The sequence below is a fragment of the Nocardia arseniciresistens genome (genome assembly GCF_046764875.1).
GTDB classification, from domain to species: Bacteria; Actinomycetota; Actinomycetes; order Mycobacteriales; family Mycobacteriaceae; genus Nocardia; species Nocardia arseniciresistens.
This window is the reverse complement of the sequence record NZ_JBKORD010000005.1, coordinates 294,739-313,611: the sequence shown is the minus strand read 5'-3', so window position 1 is coordinate 313,611 and position 18,873 is coordinate 294,739. Positions and strand designations below refer to the sequence as shown.

The window sequence follows — 18,873 nt, the reverse complement described above, 5'->3', positions numbered from 1 at the left end:
ACGGTGAGATGAACCACAACCTACGGGCGGCCGACCCTATGACAGCCCGAAGGCCCCGGTCCGATAGGGACCGAGGCCTTCGTGCGTATATCCAGTCGAATCAGGCGTTGCCGGAGAGCTTCTCCCGCAGAGCCGCCAGCTGCGCGTCGCTGGCCAGCGATCCGCCGGCCGACTCGGACGAGCTGGACGAGGAGGAGGACGTCGAAGCAGAAGCCTGCGCACCACTCTCGGAGGAGTAGTTCGACGAGCCGCCACCGTTCGCGGCCTCGGCCGCGGCGTCGGCCGCCATCTTCTCCATCTGAGCGGTGTGCATCTTGTGGCGACGCTCCGCCTCGGCGTAACGGCCTTCCCACTCTTCGCGCTGCTTGTCGAAACCTTCGATCCAGTCGTTGGTCTCGGAGTCGAAGCCCTCGGGGAAGATGTAGTTGCCCTGATCGTCGTAGCTGTCGGCCATGCCGTACTTCGACGGGTCGAATTCGGCGTGGTAATCCTCGTTGGCCTGCTTGAGGCTCAGCGAGATCCGGCGACGCTCCAGGTCGATGTCGATGACCTTGACCATCGCGTCGTCGCCGACTGCGACAACCTGGTCCGGGACCTCCACGTGGCGCTCGGCCAGCTCGGAGATGTGGACCAGGCCCTCGATGCCCTCTTCGACGCGCACGAACGCACCGAACGGAACCAGCTTGGTCACCTTGCCCGGAACGATCTGTCCGATCGCGTGGGTCCTGGCGAACTGACGCCACGGATCTTCCTGAGTCGCCTTGAGCGACAGCGAAACCCGCTCGCGGTCCAGATCGACGTCGAGAACCTCGACGGTGACCTCGGTACCGACCTCGACAACCTCGGACGGGTGGTCGATGTGCTTCCAGGACAGCTCGGAGACGTGCACCAGGCCGTCGACGCCACCCAGGTCCACGAAGGCACCGAAGTTGACGATCGAGGAGACCACACCCTTGCGGACCTGGCCCTTCTGCAGCTGGTGCAGGAACTCGCTGCGGACCTCGGACTGGGTCTGCTCGAGCCATGCGCGACGCGACAGAACCACGTTGTTGCGGTTCTTGTCGAGCTCGATGATCTTGGCCTCGATCTCCTTGCCGACGTACGGCTGGAGGTCGCGGACGCGACGCATCTCGACGAGCGAGGCGGGCAGGAAGCCACGGAGACCGATGTCGAGGATCAGGCCGCCCTTGACGACCTCGATGACGGTGCCCTTGACGGCCTCGTCCTTCTCCTTGAGCTCCTCGATGGTGCCCCAAGCGCGCTCGTACTGAGCCCGCTTCTTCGACAGGATCAGGCGGCCTTCCTTGTCCTCCTTGGTGAGAACGAGGGCCTCGACCTCATCACCCACGGAAACGACCTCATTCGGGTCGACATCGTGCTTGATGGAGAGCTCGCGGGAAGGGATGACGCCTTCGGTCTTGTAACCGATGTCGAGCAGGACCTCGTCGCGGTCGACCTTGACGATGGTTCCTTCGACGATATCGCCGTCGTTGAAGTACTTGATCGTGGCGTCGATGGCGGCGAGGAAATCCTCGGCGGAGCCGATGTCATTGACGGCTACCTGCGGCGAGGTGACGGTGGTGGGCATATGTCGGTTTGCTCCGGACGGATTGTGGTCGGTTGCGGACATTGGAACTTTCGGTACGCTGCGAACTCACCGCGATGACGCGACTTGACGGACGTAATGAACGTACCGCACGGCAAAGCTTGTGAAACTCAGCGCGGGTGCTCTGCTACCTCACCTGTTACTTCAGCCCCTTATGAGGGCATCGTTACGGCAGTACAAGCGGCACTCGCGCGTTCAGCGTACGCGACCTTGGTCCGGCCGGGCAAACCGGTCCCGACGCCACGCCGGACTACGCTGATCGCGTGTCCGAAGATCGCCATGCGCAAGCAAATACCCTGCTCGGAACGACCGGGACCACGCGCACCCGGATCGGCTCGGAAGCCAGCCAGCAGGCGAGCAGACGCTGGTGGGACGCCGACGCCACCCAGTATCACGAGACCCACGCCGATTTCCTCGGCGTCGACTCCCCGGGCGGTGAGTTCGTGTGGTGTCCGGAGGGCCTGCACGAGGGCGATATGCATTTCCTCGGCGAGGTCGCGGGTAAGCGGATTCTGGAGATCGGCTGCGGTTCCGCGCCATGCTCACGCTGGCTCGCCGGACAGGGCGCACTCCCGGTCGGCCTAGACCTTTCGATGGGCATGCTCGAGCGCGGCCTTGCCGCCATGGATCGTGGCGGACCCCAGGTTCCGCTGGTCCAGGCGGGCGCCGAGTCGCTGCCCTTCGCCGACGACTCCTTCGACCTGGCCTGCTCGGCCTTCGGCGCGATCCCCTTCGTCGCCGACTCGGCCCTGGTGATGCGCGAGGTCGCTCGCGTGTTGCGCCCCGGCGGTGGCTGGGTGTTCTCGGTGAACCACCCGATGCGCTGGATCTTCCAGGACGATCCGGGCGAGGCCGGTCTACAGGCCGCGATCCCGTACTTCGATCGCACCCCTTATGTCGAGGTCGACGATAACGGCGAGGCGACTTACGTCGAACACCATCGCACCATCGGCGACCGGGTCCGCGAGATCGTCGCCGCGGGCCTGATCCTCGAAGACATCATCGAACCCGACTGGCCGGAATGGCTCGACCGCGAATGGGGCCAATGGAGCCCGCTGCGGGGCGAGCTGTTCCCGGGCACCGCCATTTTCATTACCAGGAAGCCGACGGCCTGATCGAACAGCAGGCCCCGACGACACCCGAAAACCTGTGCGCCGTAGGAGATTACAGACCGACCCGGCGACGCACAGGCTTCGAAGAACGTCAGATCGGCCGAACGTTTTCCGCCTGCGGGCCCTTCTGGCCCTGCGTGACGTCGAACTCGACCCGCTGCTCGTCGTTCAGGCTGCGGAAGCCGGTGTCGGCGATCGCGCTGAAATGGACGAAGACGTCCGGCCCTCCGTCATCCGGAGCGATGAAGCCGAATCCTTTGTCCGCATTGAACCATTTGACAGTGCCCTGCATCATCACTCCCGCCGTTGGAATCTCTGACCGAACGTCCTGATAATGCCTGGTCTGTCGGCAGATTCCCAGCATTTCGCGCCGTGCTGCGCGATCGGAGTTCAGCGTGAGGTTTCGGCGACCTGCCGCGACGTGCCGAATTCCGCCGCAAGAGCGGCCCGTGCCGCGGCGATGTGCGTGCCGAGGTCGCCGCCGGAATTGAGCCAGATCTGGTATCCCGCGAAGAAACAGGACATGCCGACCTTGGCCATGAGCAGCGGGCGCACGTCCGCGCCGACGTCGACACCCATCCGGAGCGCGAGGTGCTCGGCGACGAGCTCTTCGATGGCGGCGCGCTTGGCGAGTTCCCTGGCCTGCAAAGCCGCGTTCGCCGCGATCAGCGTGTCCCGCGCGCGAGCGTCGGCGAGGCGGTCGGCGAATCGTCCGACCATCGGGTCGATCACCGCGGCCAGCGTGACCTCGGCGGTCTCACCGACGGGGCGTTCGTCCAGTAGGGCGGCAATTTCCTCGCGATGTTCGTCGTCCTCGGCGAAGAGCAACTCGTCCTTGCTCGCGTAGTAGCGATGCAGGGTGCGCGTCCCGACGTCGGCCTCGGCGGCGATATCGGCGACGGTCACGGCATCGAACCCGCGCGCGACGAACAATCGCAGCGCGGCGTCGGCGATCGCTCGCCTGGTCCTTTCCTTCTTTCTGTCCCGCAACGACATGCACATATTGTCACACAGTCCGCCACATGGCAGACTCTGCCATATGACAACAAGTGACAGAACTGTCGTGATCACCGGAGGAACCAGCGGACTCGGCCACGAATGCGCAAGGACACTGGCCGAGGACCCGAGGTGGACGGTCGTCATCACCGGCCGCGACGCCGACCGAGCGCGCGCGATCGCGGCCCCGATCGGCGCGCGTGCTGCCGCCCTCGACCTCGGATCGCTCGCCTCCGTCGCACATTTCGCGGCCGCGTTGCGCCACGAGGGCCTGCCACCACTGCGCGCACTCGTCTGCAATGCGGGACTCCAGTTCACCCGGCGCAGCTACACCGAAGACGGCGTGGAAGCCACCTTCGGGGTCAACCACCTGGGGCACCTCGCCCTGGTCCGGGCGCTATCGGACGACCTGACCGGGCCCGCGCGGATCGTATTCGTCAGCTCCGGCACCCACGATCCCGACCAGCGCACCGGAATGCCGGACCCGCTCAGCGCAACGACAAGGGAGCTGGCCTACCCCATGGCGGCGACCGAATCCGACCAGCGTGACGGCCGCCGTCGGTACAGCACCTCGAAGCTGACCAACGTGCAGACCGCCTATGAGCTGGCCAGGCGACTCGAGCCGCGCGGGATCACGGTCAACGCATTCGATCCAGGACTCATGCCCGGTACCAGACTTGCCAGGGATGCCGGAAAGGTAGGGCAGCTGCTCTGGCGCACGGCCGCACGAGCATTGATCGCATTGCCCGGCGTGCACACACCCCGCACATCGGGCGCCGATCTCGCCTGGCTGGTCACTGACCCCGCGGTGACCGAAGTGACCGGCCGCTACTTCGTCGGACGGACCGAGCGACCGTCCTCGGCCGCGTCCTACAACCTCGAGGCACAGCACGCGTTGTATACCGACAGCATCGAGCTCCTCGATGAGCTCGCCGCGGGCGCGGTACATCCTGAACACTCATGACGGCATGGGCAGCACCACACCCGAAAAGCCCCGCCACCAACGGGTTCCAGCGTTTGCCGGAATCTCGGGTGACGGGACCTGATGAGATGTGACCGGGCTCTCGCCCGAAGTCACTTCGGTTTTCGGCCAGCCTGTTCCAACGCCCGCCGCAGGGCGAATTCGATCTGCGCGTTGACGCTGCGCAGGTCGTCGGCCGCCCATTTGGCCATGGCGTCATGCACTGCCGGGTCGAGGCGAAGTAGAAGCTTCTTCCGTTCAGCCATCGCCGCGGCTCAGGAGTAGATGGATCCGGCATTGACCACGGGCTGAATGGCTCGGTCCCCGCAGAGGACGACAAGCAGGTTGGACACCATGGTGGCTTTTCGCTCCTCATCGAGTTCGACCGTGCCCTGTTCGGCGAGCTTCTCCAACGCGAGGCCGACCATGCCGACCGCGCCCTCGACAATGTGGGTACGAGCGGCAACCACCTGCGCGGCCTGCTGACGAACGAGCATGGCCTGAGCGATCTCCGGCGCGTAAGCGAGATGGGTGATCCTGGCCTCGAGCACCTCGATGCCCGCCAACTCGGTGCGCTCCCGCAACTCCACGGTCAACTCCCCCGCTACCTCGGCGCCGTCACGCAGGCTGGTGCGATCGACATCGTGCGCGTCATAGGGATGTGTGGTCGCCAGGTGCCGGACAGCGGCCTCGGACTGGGTTTCCACATACTCCTCGTAGTCGTCGACGGCGAAGGCGGCCTTGAAGCTGTCGACCACGCGATAGACGACGACCGCGGCGATCTCGACCGGATTGCCGTCGGCGTCATTGACCTTCAGCTTCTGCGTCTCGAAGTTGCGCACCCGCAACGAAATACTGCGGCGGTCGGTCAGCGGCACCACCGAGAAGAACCCGGGTTCGCTCACCGAGCCGATGTAGCGGCCGAAGAACTGCACCACCTTCGCCTCGTTGGGGTTCACCACGGTCAGTCCCGTCGCGAGCAGGAGTAGCACGACCACGATGACCGTCGCGACGATCGCACCGATCAGCGCGGGCACATTGCCGCCCTTACCCGCGACCACATAGCCGAGCACGGCGCCGGCACCGAACAGGATCGTGAGCACCAGCCAACCCAGCAGCACCAGAAAGCCGTTGAGGCGAAACGCGTCCCGAAACTTCATACTATCCTCCGAATATCAAAGTGATATCACGATGCTAGCAGAGGAATCGCGCCGTGCTCTACCTTCGATACGAACTCTCGGCGACCTGCGGCGATCGTCGCTGGTCGCTCGGTCAGGGGGTCGGGCTGATGTTGCGATTGAAGCGGAACATGTTGCGGGGGTCGTATTTTGCCTTGAGGGTGGCCAGGCGGTTGTAGGTGACAGGGGTGTAGCCGGTTCGGGTTTGACCCTCTGTCGCGGAGGCTCCGGCACCGTAGAGGAAGTTGAGATTGTGGCCGAGGGTCCACGGGGCAAGCGCGGCGCGGACCACGTCGTGCTCCACGGGAGCTGTTGCGGCACTGTCGGGTTCGGGCATGGTGATCACTCGGACGATATAGCCTGCGTCTCGGTGGTCGACGGCGATCCCGGCGGGGCCCGGCCTGCGCAGCGCGCCGCCGAGGTGGCGAATGTCGACGACGGCCTGGACCGGTGCGCCAGGGCCGGTCGCCGCGAGTAGCGCACTCAGAGTTTCTGGGGTCAGTTCACCGAGTAACGCGTTGGTGGCGGCGTAGGCGTGTGGATGGTCGGGGTCGCTGTGGATGGTGTGTGATTCGGTGTAGGGCATGGTTCGCAGGTCGTCCTTCAGGCGTTCGCCGATCGCGCGCAACGGGGCCACCAGTTTCTCGCCCTCCTCGGCGGAGCCGTTGTAGGCGATCCGGAACGACGCCACGTAGCGACCGCGCAGCGGCTCGGGGACCTGCGGGATGTTCGGGAAGGTCAGCATGGCGACAGTCGAGGTGAGTTGCTCGGGAACCGTTGCGGTCCACCGCCGCCAGGCCTCGAGGGCCCGCTCGACCAACGGGGTATCGAAGACCAGTTGGCCGCCGTACACGGTGGTCACGGGTACCAGCTCCATTTCCAGTGCCGTCACCACACCGAAGTTGCCGCCGCTGCCGAGTACCGCGCCGAACAGTTCGTCGCCGGGGACAAGGGTGCGCATCCGTCCGTCCGCGGTGACCAGTTCGATGACCAGTACACGATCGGCCGCGTAGCCGAATTCCCTTGCCAGCAGGCCGAGTCCGCCGCCGAGGCTGTAGCCGACCACACCGACCGACGGCGACGAGCCGTTCAGCGGCGCGAGACCGTGCCGTGCCGCCGCCTCGACCAGCGCGCCCGCCCGCACTCCCGCCGCGACCCGTGCGGTGCCTGCCACCGGGTCGATCCGGATATCGGTCATCCGCTCGGTGCTGATCAGCACGCCACCGTCGGCCGCGACCGACAGCCCGTGACCGGTGGCTTGTACCGCCACAGGAAGGCCACGTCGCGCCGCGTATTCGACCGCGCTGCGCACATCCTCGGCGTGCACAGCACCGACGACCAGCGCGGGGCGGTGCGAATAGCCTGCCTGGAAACCGGCGATCTCCTCCTCGTATCCGGCATCGCCCTGGCGGAAGACCGGGCCCGTGAAGGTATCGATGTCGATGATCTGATCTGCGGTGTTTCCCATGACTACGACAATGCTCGCACCCGAATGATAAGTACAACAGATAGTTCTTCTGGCTCCTATAATCATCAGTTATGGAACTGCGGCAGCTGCGCTACTTCGTCACCGTCGTGGAAGAAGCCAATTTCACCCGCGCCGCGGCCCGGCTACACCTGGCGCAGCCCGGCCTCAGCGCGCAGATCCGCCAACTCGAGCGTGAACTCGGTCAGCAACTGCTCGACCGCAGCGGCCGGTCGGTGACACTGACCGAGGTGGGCGCGGCAGTACTGTCGCATGCCAGGGCCGCACTCGCCGCGACCGAGCTGGTCACCCAGACGGTGGACGAATTCACCGGCCTGCTGCGCGGACATGTGCGGGTCGGTGCCATCTCCGGCACGGCCGCCGAGGAATTCGACATCTCCTCGGCGCTTGCCGACTTCCACGACGATCATCCGCAGGTCGGCATCAGCTTGACCGAGGACACCTCCGAACGAATGCTGGCCGCAGTACGACACGGTGAGCTGGATATCGCCCTTGTCGGATTGACCGGAGCGGACCTCGACGCGGATCTGGGTGTCGAGGTTGTGCTCGATACTTCGATCGTCGCGGCCGCTGCCCTCGACGCGCCGGAACGAACGGAGATCCCGCTCGGCGACCTGCGCGACCACCCGCTGATCTGCCTGCCGCGCGGCACCGGCATCCGCGGAGTATTCGACCGTGCCTGCGCCGCAGCGGGATTCGAGCCGGATGTAACGTTCGAAGCGGCCGCGCCGCCGCTGCTGCTACGCCTGGCCTCCCGCGGCCTCGGAATCGCGGTGGTGCCCGCGCTGACGGCCGAGGAAGCGGCGGCCTTCGGGGTACGGGTGCTACCGATCACCGAGCCGCGGCTACACGGCAAGCTGGCACTCACGTGGCGGCGAGACCGGCCCGGCAGCCCCGCCGCCAAGGTTCTGCTGGGCCAGCTCCGAATCAGTCTGGCGCGCACGAAGACTCAGTAGCGAGACGCCCGGTTCCCCAGCCCTACAGCAACCGCGAAAGGAACGCCTTGGTGCGTTCCTCCCGCGGGTTGGCCAGCACTTCGCGCGGCCTGCCTGCTTCGACAACCACCCCGGCATCCATGAACACCAACTGATCAGCGACCTCGCGGGCGAAACCCATCTCGTGCGTGACGACCACCATCGTCATGCCCGAGGCCGCCAGCTCGCGCATGACGCCGAGCACCTCGCCCACCAATTCCGGGTCCAATGCCGAGGTCGGCTCGTCGAACAACATCAGTTTCGGATCCATGGCCAGCGCCCTGGCGATCGCGACGCGCTGCTGCTGGCCGCCCGAGAGCTGTGCGGGGTAGGCATTTGCCTTGTCCCCCATACCGACTCGTTCGAGCAGCTCGTGCGCGCGTGCCACCGCGTCGGCTTTGCGCACCTTCTTCACCTGGGTCGGCGCCTCGATGATGTTCTCCAGCGCGGTCCGATGTGGGAAAAGATTGAAATGCTGGAACACCATGCCGATATCGCGGCGCTGCTTGGCCGCGTCGCGCGGATGCAGCTCATAGAGCTTGTCGCCCTTTTCGCGGTAGCCGACGAGGTCGCCGTCCACGTAGAGCCTGCCCGCGTTGACCTGCTCGAGGTGGTTGATGCAGCGCAGGAAGGTCGACTTGCCCGAACCCGAGGGGCCGATCAAACACAGCACCTCGCCGCGCGCCACCTCCAGCGAAATACCCTTGAGCACCTGCAGCGCGCCGAAGCTCTTGCACACCTGGTCCGCGACGATCATCTGCGGCCGGTCTGTCTTTTCGTCGGCGGAATCCTTGTCGAGGTCGACGGTCATTTCGCCTTCACAATCTGTTGCGCATCGGCCAACTGCTGCAACTGCTTTCCGGTCAACTGCCGCGAGACGCCACGCGAGTAGTAGCGCTCCAGGTAGAACTGGCCGATCATCAGCACGCTGGTGATCGCGAGATACCAAGTGGCAGTGACCAATAGCAGCGGAATCGGCTGGAAGTTCACACCGTAGATATCACGAGCCCTGCCGAAGAGATCGGTACTCAGCGGGAGTGCGGTGACCAGCGAGGTGGTCTTGAGCATGCCGATCAGCTCGTTACCGGTCGGTGGGATGATCACCCGCATCGACTGCGGCAATACCGTCCTTCGCATGGTCTGAGACCAGGACATGCCGAGCGCGGTGGACGCCTCGCGCTGCCCCTCGCCGACGGAATTGATTCCGGCACGGACGATTTCGGCCATGTACGCGGCCTCGTTGAGGCCGAGGCCGATCACGGCGAAGACGAACGCCGCCTGCAGATCCTGCACATCGAACTGGAGCAACTGCGGCCCGAACGGGACGCCGAGGACGATCTGCTTGTACAACGAAGGGAACAGACCCCAGAACACCAACTGCACGAAAACCGGTGTGCCACGGAAGATCCAGAGATACACCCACGCCGCCGCCCGCAACACCGGGTTGGGCGAAAGCCGCATCACGGCGAGCACCGTGCCCAGCGAGACCGCGAGCGCCATCGCGAGCACGGTCAGCTCCAGCGTGACCACCGCGCCGGCGATGATCCGGCTGTCGAACAGGTACTTCCCATAGGTATCCCACTTGTAAGCGGGGTTGGTCTTGGCGCCGTAGATGAACAGCCCAACCAGAATCAGAATGATCGCCGCGGCGATCCACCGACCTGGGCGGCGCAGCGGCACCGCCTTGATCGGCGTCGGCTGGGACGAAGTGGCTGCCCCGCCGAGCTCGGTATCGTCCGGCGTCGGCGGGGTGTCCTGTGAGGTCATCGATCAGCTCTCTGCGCCGTTGATGACCGACTTGGTGATCGCGCCTTCCTGTACGCCCCAATTCTTGGCGATCTCCAGGTACTTGCCGTTGTCGATCAAATGCTGCACCGCGGCCTGCAGGGCCTTGCCGAGTGCCGACCCCTTCGGGATCGCCCAGCCGTAGGGCGCGGAGTCGAACACCGCACCGGCGGCCTCGATCTTGCCGTCGCTCTTCTTGATGCCGTAGGCGGTCACCGGGGAGTCCGCGGACATGGCGTCGACCTGGCCGAGCACCAGGGCCGTTGTGGCCGCGCTCTGCTCGTCGAACGACTTCTTGTCGATGGCGGGCTTACCTTCGGCCAGGCACTTCTCGCTGCGCTTCGGGATCTCATCGGTGTCCTGGACCGTGGTGGCCTGGACCGCGACCTTCTTGCCGCAGGCGTTCTCCGGGTCGACCGGCTTGCCGGTCTGCTGGGCCCACTGACTGCCCGCCTTGAAGTAGGTGGTGAAGTCGACGCTCTGCTCGCGTTCCTTCGAGTCGGTGATCGAGGACATTCCGACGTCGTAGGTGCCCGCCTGGATCAAAGGAATGATCTTCTCGAAGGAGGACTCGAGATAGTCGGCCTTCAGGCCGAGCGTGGCGGCGACGGCGTCCATCAGGTCGACATCGAAGCCGACGATCTTTCCGCTCGGGTCTTTGTACTCGTTGGGCTGATATGGAATGTTCACACCGACCACGAGCTTGTCGGACTGCTTCAACTTGTCGGGGAGCTGCGCGGCGATCGTGTCGACCTTGTCGACACCACCCACCTTCGCGACATCTGGCGCGTCGTCTTCGGAGTTACTACAGCCGGATAGTACGAGCACGCCGCCCGTGACGACACACATCGCCTGCAAGGCACGCCTGCCTAGAACCGATCGAACAGACACAGCAGCCCTCCACATTTCGGATTCAAGAAACCCGGGTGTCACCACCCGTTTGGCAATCTAAGCGACCGAGACGCTTCGCGCTGGACAGTAACGGAAGATTAATCCGATCTGTACCGAACACTCCGGGCGCAACACGCTGATCACCGGCGGTGGACCCTAGCACAAACGTGCTCGGTGAACTCACTCGTCGACGCGAGACCGCCCAGGTCAGCGGTCGCGATACCGGCCTCGAAGGTCGCCGCGACCGTGCGCTCGATCCGCTCGCCCGCGCTGAGCAAAGCCCGATCGTCATCGCATCGGATAAGCCTGCGCGACCTCGTAGCAGACATCACGGAACAGGCCCATAGTCATCCCAGAATCCGCAGTTGTGCTCGGCGTCGAAGTCGTAGGACATAGCGCTGCCGGTTGCCCGCATGGTCAGTACCGGCCCGTCGGAGCTTTGCCCGGCCGGTTCGGGCCAGGCCGGCCATGGGGGTGAGCCGGGTCCGTTCGGGTTGCCGGTATGGGCGAAGGTGGTCCACCATCGCTGCATTTGTCGGGCGAAGGCATCGGATGGCCCGGTCCATGGGATCGGCAGGCTCATCAGACTGGTGAACAGGTAGGGCAGTTCACCGGCGTGGAAGGCGCCGGGCAGCAGGGGGTTGGCGTCGCCGAATGCGGCTTCGTCGAATTCGTATTGCCACACCGCATGCCCGGTGTCGCGGGCGATGCGGCTGACGAACAGTGCGGGGCACGCGAACAGGCCGTCGGTGATGACTGCGGATTGGGCGGCCGCGGGTGACGAGTACCGGTCTAGTGGATATGCGGCGAGTACTCGGTCGGCGAAGGCGCCGAATGATATGCGGACATAGTGCTCGAAGCTTGCGGCATCCGGGATGCGGCCGTTGGCAAGAGATTCAGCGACGAACAGTGCGCCTTCGTTGCTGTTGTTTCCGACGATGATGGGAATTCTTCGGTCGGCTGCCCGTGCGAGTGCGGTGTCGAGCGTTCGGGTGACGACGACGCCGTCGATGCTGGGTATCCAGGTCGGTGGTAGTTCGTCGAATTGGGCGATCGGCGATTCCAGGAGCTGCGCAGCGGGTAGTGCACGCAGGCATGCCAATTGTGTTGCGGGATCGCCGCATCCGACGCTTTCGGCATATTGCTGCGAGCGCGTGAAAGAGTCGCTGCGGTTGCTGGGCACCAAGGGTGACTTTGCGCAGGATCCGCTTTCGATGATGACCTTGCCGAAGAGGCCGTCGGAGGCGGGTGCGGTGAAGTGTGTGCAGACGCTTCCAGCTCCGGCCGATTCACCGAAGATCGTGACGTTGGATGGATCGCCACCGAAGGCGTCGGCGTTGTCGTGCACCCAGCGCAAGGCCGCTTGTTGATCCTGGATGCCGGCTGTTCCGGTGGCACCGCCGGACTCGGCGGCCAGTTCTGGTAGCGACATGAATCCGAATGGTCCGAGGCGGTAGTTGGGGATGGCCACGATGACGTTGCCTTCGGCGACCATCCGGCTGGGCGCGTCGTATTGGCTGTTGGAGCCGTCGGTGTAGCCGCCGCCGTGGAAGAACACCATGACCGGCAGGTTTCTGTCGCGGGTGCCGTCGGGCACGTATAGGTCGATGCTCAGGCAGTCCTCGCTGGTGGGGCCTGTCGATAGCGGGGCCGGCAGGAATCCGGTCTGCGGACACTGTGGACCGTGACCGTGGGCTTGCCGGATGCCTGGCCACGGCGGCGCGGGCCGTGGTGAGCTGAATCTCGCTGCGCCGCCAGTGGGTGCGGCGAAGGGGATTCCCAGGTATTTGGTGATTCCGTCGGCGGCGAAGCCGGAGATCTCGCCGCCGGTCACGACTACATTGCGTGGGGTCGCCGCGACAGGCGCCGCAGCACCCGCGAACGAGAGGCCGGTTCCCGCCATCATGCAGATCGCGGATCGCATGATCAAGTGAATCATTGCTGCCCAATCTCTTCGATGTTGTCGCTGCGGTCGGCGGTGATGAAGCTTCCGGCGACGTCGGGACGCCGCGGTAACCGGCGTTGATCGGCTGGATGTAGAGCTGGACTGTGGTGTCGGGATCAGCAGGTGAGCCGGACTCGAAATACTGCAAAACTGCGGCGCTCATAGCGTCAGCCACCTGGCCACTGCACCCACGGGACTCCCCACTTTCGATCGACTCGTGGGTCGAGTGGGTTCAGGAGTGTGCGGTCTGGTTGAGTATTTCAAACTCGACCGGGGTGAGTTTGCCGAGTCGTTACTGACGGCGTTTCGGTGGCACGATCCGGCGGGAGTTATCGCTACCGGCGGTGGACCCTAGCGCAGACCTGTTCGGTGAATTCACTCGTCGACGCGAGACCGCCCAGGTCAGCGGTCGCGATACCGGCCTCGAAGGTCGCCGCGACCGCACGTTCGATCCGCTCGCCCGCACTGAGCAAAGCCCGATCGTCATCGCGAGTCCCCAGCCAGTGCAACAACATAGCCGCCGACAGTTGCAGCGCCACCGGATTCGCACGATTGTGTCCCGCCAGCGCCGGTGCGGCACCGTGCACCGCCTGCGCCATCGCGCGCGACTGCGAACAGTTCAGCGACGCCGCCATGCCGAGCGATCCACTCAGCTCCCCCGCCAGATCGGAGAGGATGTCGCCGAACAGGTTCTCGGTGACCAGCACATCGAAATCGCGAGGCGCGCGGACCAGGTGCGCCGCGGTCGCGTCGACATGCTCGTCGATCACCTCGACACTCGGATAAGCCTGCGCGACCTCGTAGCAGACATCACGGAACAGGCCCATTGTCATCGGCAGCACATTGGCCTTGTGCACGACGGTCACCCGCTTGCGCCGCGTCGCGGCCAAACGGAACGCCTCGTGTGCGATCAGCTCGCAGGCGCGGCGGGTGACAACGCCGACCGCCATCGCGACGTCGGGTGTCGGCCGGAACTCACCCGACCCGGCGAACATATTGCGGTCGGCATAGAAGCCTTCGCTGTTTTCCCGGACGATCACCAGATCGATGAACGGCGCCGCCGCGCGCACGCCGGTGAATGCCCGCGCGGGCCGGATGTTGGCATACAGCCCGAACCGCTTGCGAATGGCGCCACCCGGCGCGACCGCGCCACGATGCGCCTCCGGATAGGAGGCATTGTCGTGGGGCCCGAGAATCCACGCGTCGAGCCCGTCCAGCCCGGTCATGGTCTGCTCGGGTAGCGGATCGCCGAATTCCTCGATCGCGCGGTGTCCCATGAGCAACGGAACCCACTCCACCGGAGCGACATCCGCCGCGGCGATGGCCTCGTCGACCACTGCCCGCGTCGCCCGCACGACCTCGGAGCCGATTCCGTCGCCTTCGATCAGGCCGAGGCGGATCGCCGAACCGTCGCGTTGCGTCGCATCGTTCACCTGGTCATCCTCCCGCTGCGGGTCCGCTGCGACCGAACCGCCCCACGGACACGCCGGGCACGCTACTTTCTGGAGACCATGGTGCAGTCGGTCGAATTACTGTTGGACGACGCGGCCGATACGGAGATCCGGCGGCAGTGGCAACTGCTCGCGGACGCGGGCATTCCCAGCCTCGCCGCGACGACGGCCGACACCGCTGTTCCGCACATCACCGTCGCCGTGGCGAGACAGATCTGGCCGCGGATCGAGCGGGTCCTCGAACAGCAGAGTTTCCAGCCCTTCCCGGTACGCCTCGGCGGCCTGCTCGTGTTCGGCGCGCGCCATCCGATCCTGGTCAGGGCCGTCGTTGCGTCCGAGCAGTTGCTCGCCATCCAACGGCGAATCTTCACCACGATGGCGCAATGCCCAGGTGTCCCGGCAAATCTGCGTCCCGACGAGTGGACTCCGCACATCACGCTGGCCCGACGGGTGCCCAACCAGCAACTCGGCGAGGCTGTACACGCCGTCGCAAGGGATCGTGATTTCCGCGCAACCGTCGTGGGTATACGGCGGTGGGACGGCGACCAGCGGCGTGCGTGGCCGGTGGCCCGTGGAAGATAAAGACAACGCCGGGCGTTACAGCTGGCAATAAAACGACACGAAAGGACGTCATGGCCACCCAGACGCTGACCCAGCAGAACTTCGACGAGGTAATCACCGGAAGCGACGTGGTACTCGTCGACTTCTGGGCCGAGTGGTGCGGCCCGTGCAAGAGCTTCGCGCCGACCTTCGAGGCCTCCTCGGGCAAGCACCCCGACGTCGTGCACGGCAAGGTCGATACCGAGTCCGAGCAGGGCTTGGCCGCCGCGGCGAACATCCGGTCGATCCCGACCATCATGGCGTTTCGCGAGGGCGTACTGGTCTTCGCGCAGCCCGGCGCGCTGCCGCCCGCCGCACTCGAGGATCTCGTGACCCAGGTGAAGGGTCTCGACATGGACGAGGTTCGCAAGCAGCTCGCCGAGCAGGCCGAGGAGACTGCCCCGTAAGTGGCAACCGCTGAGATCAGCTGCGCGATGACCGTAGCCCTGAACGCGGAGGCGTCAGGCAATTCGGACACGAGGCCTGTCGGACACGGACCGCTCACCACCTCCGGGAGGTGAACGGTCCGTTGTGTTTCGGGACTTCGCTCCCGCCGGTACTGCGTCGCGGTCCGGCTCTACAGCGTTCGGTTGACGCCCGCGATCATCGCGCGGACCGTCGATTCGGCACCATCGCCGGCGAGGGCAGCACCCCAGCCGCGCCTGCCGTTCACTTCGCACTGCACGAAGGTCGCGGTGCCATCCTCGGTGCGGCGCTGGTGGAATCGCAGGATCTCGACTGTATAGCCCTCGTCGTAGAGCGCGGAGGTCATCGCCGCCACCGGGCTGCCGGTGGTGCCGACCGTTCGCACATGGCCCGCGAACTCCAGCGTTGCGGCATACTCCGAGCTCCCGTTACCGGCTAGCGACCAGTCGCTGAGCCGGATGGGTCCGGTGTGTTCGCAGTAGCGGTCGTAGAACTCCGCAGGTGTCAGGCCGGCGCATTCAGCCCGTAGGCCATTGGGCGCGGCGGCGATCAACGTGCGTATGTCGAGAGTAAGGATCGTCATTGCAATCAGGTCTTCCCGAAGAGAATCGGCAGAGGGGACCAGCACTAACAATCAACAGCCCGCAGCGAGGGGGCCGGTCCGAATCAGACCCCGCTACGGCGGGTTACTACGAGGAGAAGTCGCCGGGCAGCCACCATCGCGGTAAGCGGAATTAGTGCGGCGCTGTCGCGGTCTGCGACATTCAGCGCGACACTGTGGCGGTCGGCGGGATTCGGCACGCAGTACACGATAGGGACATATCGAGGCAAGCGCAAACTTATCGACGCACTCGGTGCGTCTACTCATGAGTATTATCGCCGCAGCTCACGGGATGTGTGACAGTGCGCAGGCCGGAGCACCCGGAACTCGGCGAGCCGGAGATTATGCGCGCGATCGTCCGACGCATATCCACCCACCGATATCCCGTGGGTGACTGACGTAGGATTCCGGCGAGTTCGGAGGCAGAAGACGAGGGGGGTTCGTGCGGCGCATCTCGATTCCGGCGCGGACTGTGTGCGTGCTACTGATGGCCGCGGCGCTGACCGCCGTAAGCGCTTGTGGCTCCGCCATTTCCGGGCGGCCGATGCCGGGTATGACGCCTGTGAACCTGGCCGGCCTCAACACCGGACCGTTTCAGGCCACGCCAAAGATCTACCGGCCCAAGTTTTCTACCAGCAGACATGTTTTCCACATCGAGTCCAGGCGCATGATGGAATACCTGGTCTCGCCCTATGACGTCGATCCGGATATGAGCCATCTCGGCGACACACGGATTATCGATCAATTGAGCTTCGACAGCGTCACCGGCGTTTTCCCGGATGCCTTCAAGCCGATCGTCGAGCGCAACTATCTGATCGGCGGGGCGCTGACCAGCAGAAGCAATAACAACCTGCGCAGCAAGAAGTTCATGACGATCTCGATCCTGCGATTCCCGAGCGATGCGGCCGCGCGCACGGCAACCGCCGACTTCGTCGGCGAAGACGAGCGCGCTGCCGAGCCCCGCCACCGCATCGCGCTGGAGGGCGTCGAGAACGCGGTGGTCACCTCGACCGACGATGTACGCGCACGCCTGTTCGCCTCGCAGGGACCGTACGTCGTGCTGAGCCAGTTCACGGCACCACAGGCCGATCCGAAAGCGATTGCCGCACAGTTCCGGAAAATGCTGGGACTACAGTTCGCGAAGCTCCGGAACCTGATGCCGACACCGGTCGACGATATTCTCGATCTCCCTTCGGATCCCGACCGGATCATGAGCGTCGCGCTACCACCGACGAAGGGCGCATCAGGTATCTGGCAGCACGATTCCGAGATCGGCACCTACAGCCCCGCCGGTCAGCTGCACTTCGAACGCGACGCGGCGGTGTCGACGCAGGCGTTTACCGATGCCGGTGTCGACTTGATTGCGCAGAACGACGGAATCGTCTATCGGACAAGAGATCTCGAGTCCGCCTTTCGATTGCAGACGGCGCTGGCGAAGCTCGGCAAGAACGATGAGGAGATCGCGGGCCCGCCGGGGATCGCGGACGCGCACTGCATAAAGCTCGACGAGAGAGAGCCGATTCGTGACGGCACCTTCCTGTGCGCCCTCGTCTACGGCCGCTACCTGGCCATTGTCAGCGCGACCTCGGTACTTCGCGAGAGTGTCGAGCCGAGCTTCTATCAACGTGCCGCCGCCCAGTATTCGATCCTGGCCGCGAGTGGGTAGCAGCAGATGATCTCTCGCACTATCGCGTTCGGCTGCGCGGTGTTTGCCGTGGCGCTGGCCGCCACTACCGGATGCGGTGGCTCCGATACCCCGCACGCCACCGTCGACGTCGAGAAGCTCGACTCGGGCAATTATCCGACCACACCACGCACCATCGAGCGCACCGACGAGAGAGTCGCGGTACAAGAGGCCATAGCGCTCGCGGAATCCGTTCCGCTGATGATGGATGTCGATAATCGTCTCGTCTTCAACGCTCCGAAGGGCGATACATTCACACCGCAGCATCCACCGTCCCCGAGCGGCGGATTCGGCACTGCGAATTTCACCGAATCGGTACCAGGGCTTGTCGCAGGGTTCGGCACCGGGGCTCGCCGTAGGCAGGACTTCTCGCTCGGTCTGAACGCCGAGCTGGCGATCCTACGTTTTTCGAATCCCGCGCAGGCGTCCGGCGCGCTCGCTTTCCTGGCCGACGCGTACCACCAGAAGAATCCGGCCAAGGCACCTGTGTCGATACCGGGCTATCCGGACGCTCGCGCCGAGGTCAGCGAATACGGTTCGGTCAATACCTGGCTGGCACAGGGTGACTACCTGATCAAGACCTTCATCAGTAACCCGATCGCCACACCGCCCGATCCCGCGCCACTGGCCGAGTTCACCAAGCGGCTCCTCGACGAACAGTTTCAGCTATTGCAGAACTACCGGCCGCCTGCCCGCGACAAGTTGTCGGACATCCCCGTCGATGTCGACGGGCTCTTGGGCCGCACGCTACCGAGCAAGCCCGATCATGCTCGGGCACCCGGCATCTACACTCCGCACGCCGGGTTGCACCTGGACAGTCGGCCGGATCTCACCAGCCGGATCTTCGCCGATGCGAAGGTCGATCTCTACGCCCTCGACGACTCGGCCATCTACCGGACCGCCGATGCCGCTGCCACGGTCCGGCTCATTGCGGCATTCGTCGATCAAGGGAAGGACAGTTTCGCGATCACCGACCCGCCGCCGGGGCTGCCCGACGCGAAATGCTTGAAGAAGCTGGAAGATCCGGTCGTCAACGATCTCTCGAGCGACTATCAGTGCTATATCCCGTTCGACCGCTATGTGGCGCATATCGGCGCGAGCCAGCCGCAGGATCTCTCTCAAATGGCTGCGGCGCAGTACGAGCTGCTCGCGTACGGACGCTGAACGCTGGGCAGCG

19 protein-coding genes and 1 pseudogene are annotated in these 18,873 nt (G+C 64.9%); 7 read left to right on the top strand and 13 right to left on the bottom strand.

Annotation, left to right across the window (positions count from 1 at the left end; all coding sequences use genetic code 11):
* Positions 1–100 precede the first annotated feature (100 nt).
* Complete coding sequence (gene rpsA, locus ACLMAJ_RS11425) at positions 101–1,588, bottom strand: 30S ribosomal protein S1 (protein WP_412013558.1); 1,488 nt, start codon at positions 1,586–1,588, stop codon at positions 101–103.
* A gap of 281 nt (positions 1,589–1,869) precedes the next feature.
* Here rpsA and ACLMAJ_RS11420 point away from each other — a divergent pair, with 281 nt between their 5' ends.
* The gene (locus tag ACLMAJ_RS11420) at positions 1,870–2,721 is read left to right on the top strand and encodes a methyltransferase domain-containing protein (protein WP_412013557.1); all 852 of its coding nucleotides are present in this window, start codon (positions 1,870–1,872) and stop codon (positions 2,719–2,721) included.
* 88 nt (positions 2,722–2,809) lie between these two features.
* Here ACLMAJ_RS11420 and ACLMAJ_RS11415 read toward each other — a convergent pair whose 3' ends face one another.
* Positions 2,810–3,013, bottom strand: a complete 204-nt coding sequence (locus ACLMAJ_RS11415) for a cold-shock protein (RefSeq protein ID WP_412013556.1) — start codon at positions 3,011–3,013, stop codon at positions 2,810–2,812.
* 95 nt (positions 3,014–3,108) lie between these two features.
* A complete protein-coding gene (locus ACLMAJ_RS11410; RefSeq protein WP_412013555.1) occupies positions 3,109–3,714 on the bottom strand; it encodes a TetR family transcriptional regulator in 606 nt (201 codons plus the stop codon).
* A gap of 43 nt (positions 3,715–3,757) precedes the next feature.
* Between ACLMAJ_RS11410 and ACLMAJ_RS11405 the strand changes: the two genes are divergently transcribed.
* Entirely contained in the window at positions 3,758–4,678 is a 921-nt protein-coding gene (locus ACLMAJ_RS11405; protein WP_412013554.1) for an SDR family NAD(P)-dependent oxidoreductase, read from the top strand.
* A gap of 110 nt (positions 4,679–4,788) precedes the next feature.
* On the opposite strand, the gene ACLMAJ_RS11400 is transcribed toward ACLMAJ_RS11405, so the two are convergent.
* From ACLMAJ_RS11400 to ACLMAJ_RS11390, 3 genes are all read right to left on the bottom strand, one after another.
* Positions 4,789–4,941, bottom strand: a complete 153-nt coding sequence (locus ACLMAJ_RS11400; protein ID WP_412013553.1) for a type II toxin-antitoxin system antitoxin — start codon at positions 4,939–4,941, stop codon at positions 4,789–4,791.
* Between the two features lie 9 nt (positions 4,942–4,950).
* A complete protein-coding gene (locus ACLMAJ_RS11395) occupies positions 4,951–5,835 on the bottom strand; it encodes an SPFH domain-containing protein (RefSeq protein WP_412013552.1) in 885 nt (294 codons plus the stop codon).
* 112 nt (positions 5,836–5,947) lie between these two features.
* The gene (locus tag ACLMAJ_RS11390) at positions 5,948–7,321 is read right to left on the bottom strand and encodes an FAD-binding oxidoreductase (RefSeq protein ID WP_412013551.1); all 1,374 of its coding nucleotides are present in this window, start codon (positions 7,319–7,321) and stop codon (positions 5,948–5,950) included.
* Positions 7,322–7,392: 71 nt separating this feature from the next.
* Between ACLMAJ_RS11390 and ACLMAJ_RS11385 the strand changes: the two genes are divergently transcribed.
* Positions 7,393–8,295 (top strand): LysR family transcriptional regulator, encoded by a 903-nt coding sequence (locus tag ACLMAJ_RS11385; protein ID WP_412013550.1) that lies wholly within the window; start codon positions 7,393–7,395, stop codon positions 8,293–8,295.
* 22 nt (positions 8,296–8,317) lie between these two features.
* Here the strand turns inward: ACLMAJ_RS11385 and ACLMAJ_RS11380 are convergent, their stop codons facing one another.
* The 6 genes and pseudogenes from ACLMAJ_RS11380 to ACLMAJ_RS11355 all read right to left on the bottom strand — a co-directional run bounded on the left by ACLMAJ_RS11380 (position 8,318) and on the right by ACLMAJ_RS11355 (position 14,367).
* Positions 8,318–9,070, bottom strand: coding sequence for an amino acid ABC transporter ATP-binding protein (locus ACLMAJ_RS11380; RefSeq protein WP_412013683.1), 753 nt, complete (start codon positions 9,068–9,070; stop codon positions 8,318–8,320).
* A 50-nt stretch (positions 9,071–9,120) separates the two neighbouring features.
* Positions 9,121–10,080, bottom strand: a complete 960-nt coding sequence (locus ACLMAJ_RS11375) for an amino acid ABC transporter permease (protein WP_412013549.1) — start codon at positions 10,078–10,080, stop codon at positions 9,121–9,123.
* Positions 10,081–10,083: 3 nt separating this feature from the next.
* A complete protein-coding gene (locus tag ACLMAJ_RS11370) occupies positions 10,084–10,947 on the bottom strand; it encodes an ABC transporter substrate-binding protein (protein WP_412013682.1) in 864 nt (287 codons plus the stop codon).
* A 182-nt stretch (positions 10,948–11,129) separates the two neighbouring features.
* Positions 11,130–11,261, bottom strand: a pseudogene (locus ACLMAJ_RS11365) (isocitrate/isopropylmalate dehydrogenase family protein); the annotation flags it as partial.
* A gap of 56 nt (positions 11,262–11,317) precedes the next feature.
* Positions 11,318–12,913: a carboxylesterase/lipase family protein gene (locus tag ACLMAJ_RS11360; RefSeq protein ID WP_412013548.1), complete on the bottom strand. Its 1,596-nt coding sequence runs from the start codon at positions 12,911–12,913 to the stop codon at positions 11,318–11,320.
* Positions 12,914–13,269: 356 nt separating this feature from the next.
* Positions 13,270–14,367, bottom strand: coding sequence for an isocitrate/isopropylmalate dehydrogenase family protein (locus ACLMAJ_RS11355; protein ID WP_412013547.1), 1,098 nt, complete (start codon positions 14,365–14,367; stop codon positions 13,270–13,272).
* A 78-nt stretch (positions 14,368–14,445) separates the two neighbouring features.
* On the opposite strand from ACLMAJ_RS11355, the gene ACLMAJ_RS11350 reads away from it, so the two are divergent.
* Entirely contained in the window at positions 14,446–14,967 is a 522-nt protein-coding gene (locus ACLMAJ_RS11350) for a 2'-5' RNA ligase family protein (protein WP_412013546.1), read from the top strand.
* A 50-nt stretch (positions 14,968–15,017) separates the two neighbouring features.
* Entirely contained in the window at positions 15,018–15,392 is a 375-nt protein-coding gene (trxA, locus tag ACLMAJ_RS11345) for a thioredoxin (RefSeq protein WP_412013545.1), read from the top strand.
* 170 nt (positions 15,393–15,562) lie between these two features.
* Here trxA and ACLMAJ_RS11340 read toward each other — a convergent pair whose 3' ends face one another.
* On the bottom strand, positions 15,563–15,994 hold the full coding sequence (locus tag ACLMAJ_RS11340) for a 2-isopropylmalate synthase (RefSeq protein WP_412013544.1): 432 nt from the start codon (positions 15,992–15,994) through the stop codon (positions 15,563–15,565).
* Between the two features lie 571 nt (positions 15,995–16,565).
* Between ACLMAJ_RS11340 and ACLMAJ_RS11335 the strand changes: the two genes are divergently transcribed.
* Together ACLMAJ_RS11335 and ACLMAJ_RS11330 are read left to right on the top strand one after the other, a co-directional pair.
* Entirely contained in the window at positions 16,566–17,678 is a 1,113-nt protein-coding gene (locus tag ACLMAJ_RS11335; RefSeq protein WP_412013543.1) for a DUF7373 family lipoprotein, read from the top strand.
* Positions 17,679–17,684: 6 nt separating this feature from the next.
* Positions 17,685–18,860, top strand: coding sequence for a DUF7373 family lipoprotein (locus ACLMAJ_RS11330; RefSeq protein WP_412013542.1), 1,176 nt, complete (start codon positions 17,685–17,687; stop codon positions 18,858–18,860).
* Positions 18,861–18,873 lie beyond the last annotated feature (13 nt).

Excerpts from the sequence above, each read along its gene's own strand:
- rpsA (WP_412013558.1), bottom strand. The coding sequence starts at position 1,588 with ATGCCCACCACCGTCACCTCGCCGCAGGTAGCCGTCAATGACATCGGC.
- ACLMAJ_RS11415 (WP_412013556.1), bottom strand. The coding sequence starts at position 3,013 with ATGATGCAGGGCACTGTCAAATGGTTCAATGCGGACAAAGGATTCGGC.
- ACLMAJ_RS11410 (WP_412013555.1), bottom strand. The coding sequence starts at position 3,714 with ATGTCGTTGCGGGACAGAAAGAAGGAAAGGACCAGGCGAGCGATCGCC.
- ACLMAJ_RS11405 (WP_412013554.1), top strand. The coding sequence starts at position 3,758 with ATGACAACAAGTGACAGAACTGTCGTGATCACCGGAGGAACCAGCGGA.
- ACLMAJ_RS11400 (WP_412013553.1), bottom strand. The coding sequence starts at position 4,941 with ATGGCTGAACGGAAGAAGCTTCTACTTCGCCTCGACCCGGCAGTGCAT.
- ACLMAJ_RS11395 (WP_412013552.1), bottom strand. The coding sequence starts at position 5,835 with ATGAAGTTTCGGGACGCGTTTCGCCTCAACGGCTTTCTGGTGCTGCTG.
- ACLMAJ_RS11390 (WP_412013551.1), bottom strand. The coding sequence starts at position 7,321 with ATGGGAAACACCGCAGATCAGATCATCGACATCGATACCTTCACGGGC.
- ACLMAJ_RS11385 (WP_412013550.1), top strand. The coding sequence starts at position 7,393 with ATGGAACTGCGGCAGCTGCGCTACTTCGTCACCGTCGTGGAAGAAGCC.
- ACLMAJ_RS11380 (WP_412013683.1), bottom strand. The coding sequence starts at position 9,070 with ATGATCGTCGCGGACCAGGTGTGCAAGAGCTTCGGCGCGCTGCAGGTG.
- ACLMAJ_RS11375 (WP_412013549.1), bottom strand. The coding sequence starts at position 10,080 with ATGACCTCACAGGACACCCCGCCGACGCCGGACGATACCGAGCTCGGC.
- ACLMAJ_RS11370 (WP_412013682.1), bottom strand. The coding sequence starts at position 10,947 with ATGTGTGTCGTCACGGGCGGCGTGCTCGTACTATCCGGCTGTAGTAAC.
- ACLMAJ_RS11360 (WP_412013548.1), bottom strand. The coding sequence starts at position 12,913 with ATGCGATCCGCGATCTGCATGATGGCGGGAACCGGCCTCTCGTTCGCG.
- ACLMAJ_RS11350 (WP_412013546.1), top strand. The coding sequence starts at position 14,446 with ATGGTGCAGTCGGTCGAATTACTGTTGGACGACGCGGCCGATACGGAG.
- trxA (WP_412013545.1), top strand. The coding sequence starts at position 15,018 with ATGGCCACCCAGACGCTGACCCAGCAGAACTTCGACGAGGTAATCACC.
- ACLMAJ_RS11340 (WP_412013544.1), bottom strand. The coding sequence starts at position 15,994 with ATGACGATCCTTACTCTCGACATACGCACGTTGATCGCCGCCGCGCCC.
- ACLMAJ_RS11335 (WP_412013543.1), top strand. The coding sequence starts at position 16,566 with ATGACGCCTGTGAACCTGGCCGGCCTCAACACCGGACCGTTTCAGGCC.
- ACLMAJ_RS11330 (WP_412013542.1), top strand. The coding sequence starts at position 17,685 with ATGATCTCTCGCACTATCGCGTTCGGCTGCGCGGTGTTTGCCGTGGCG.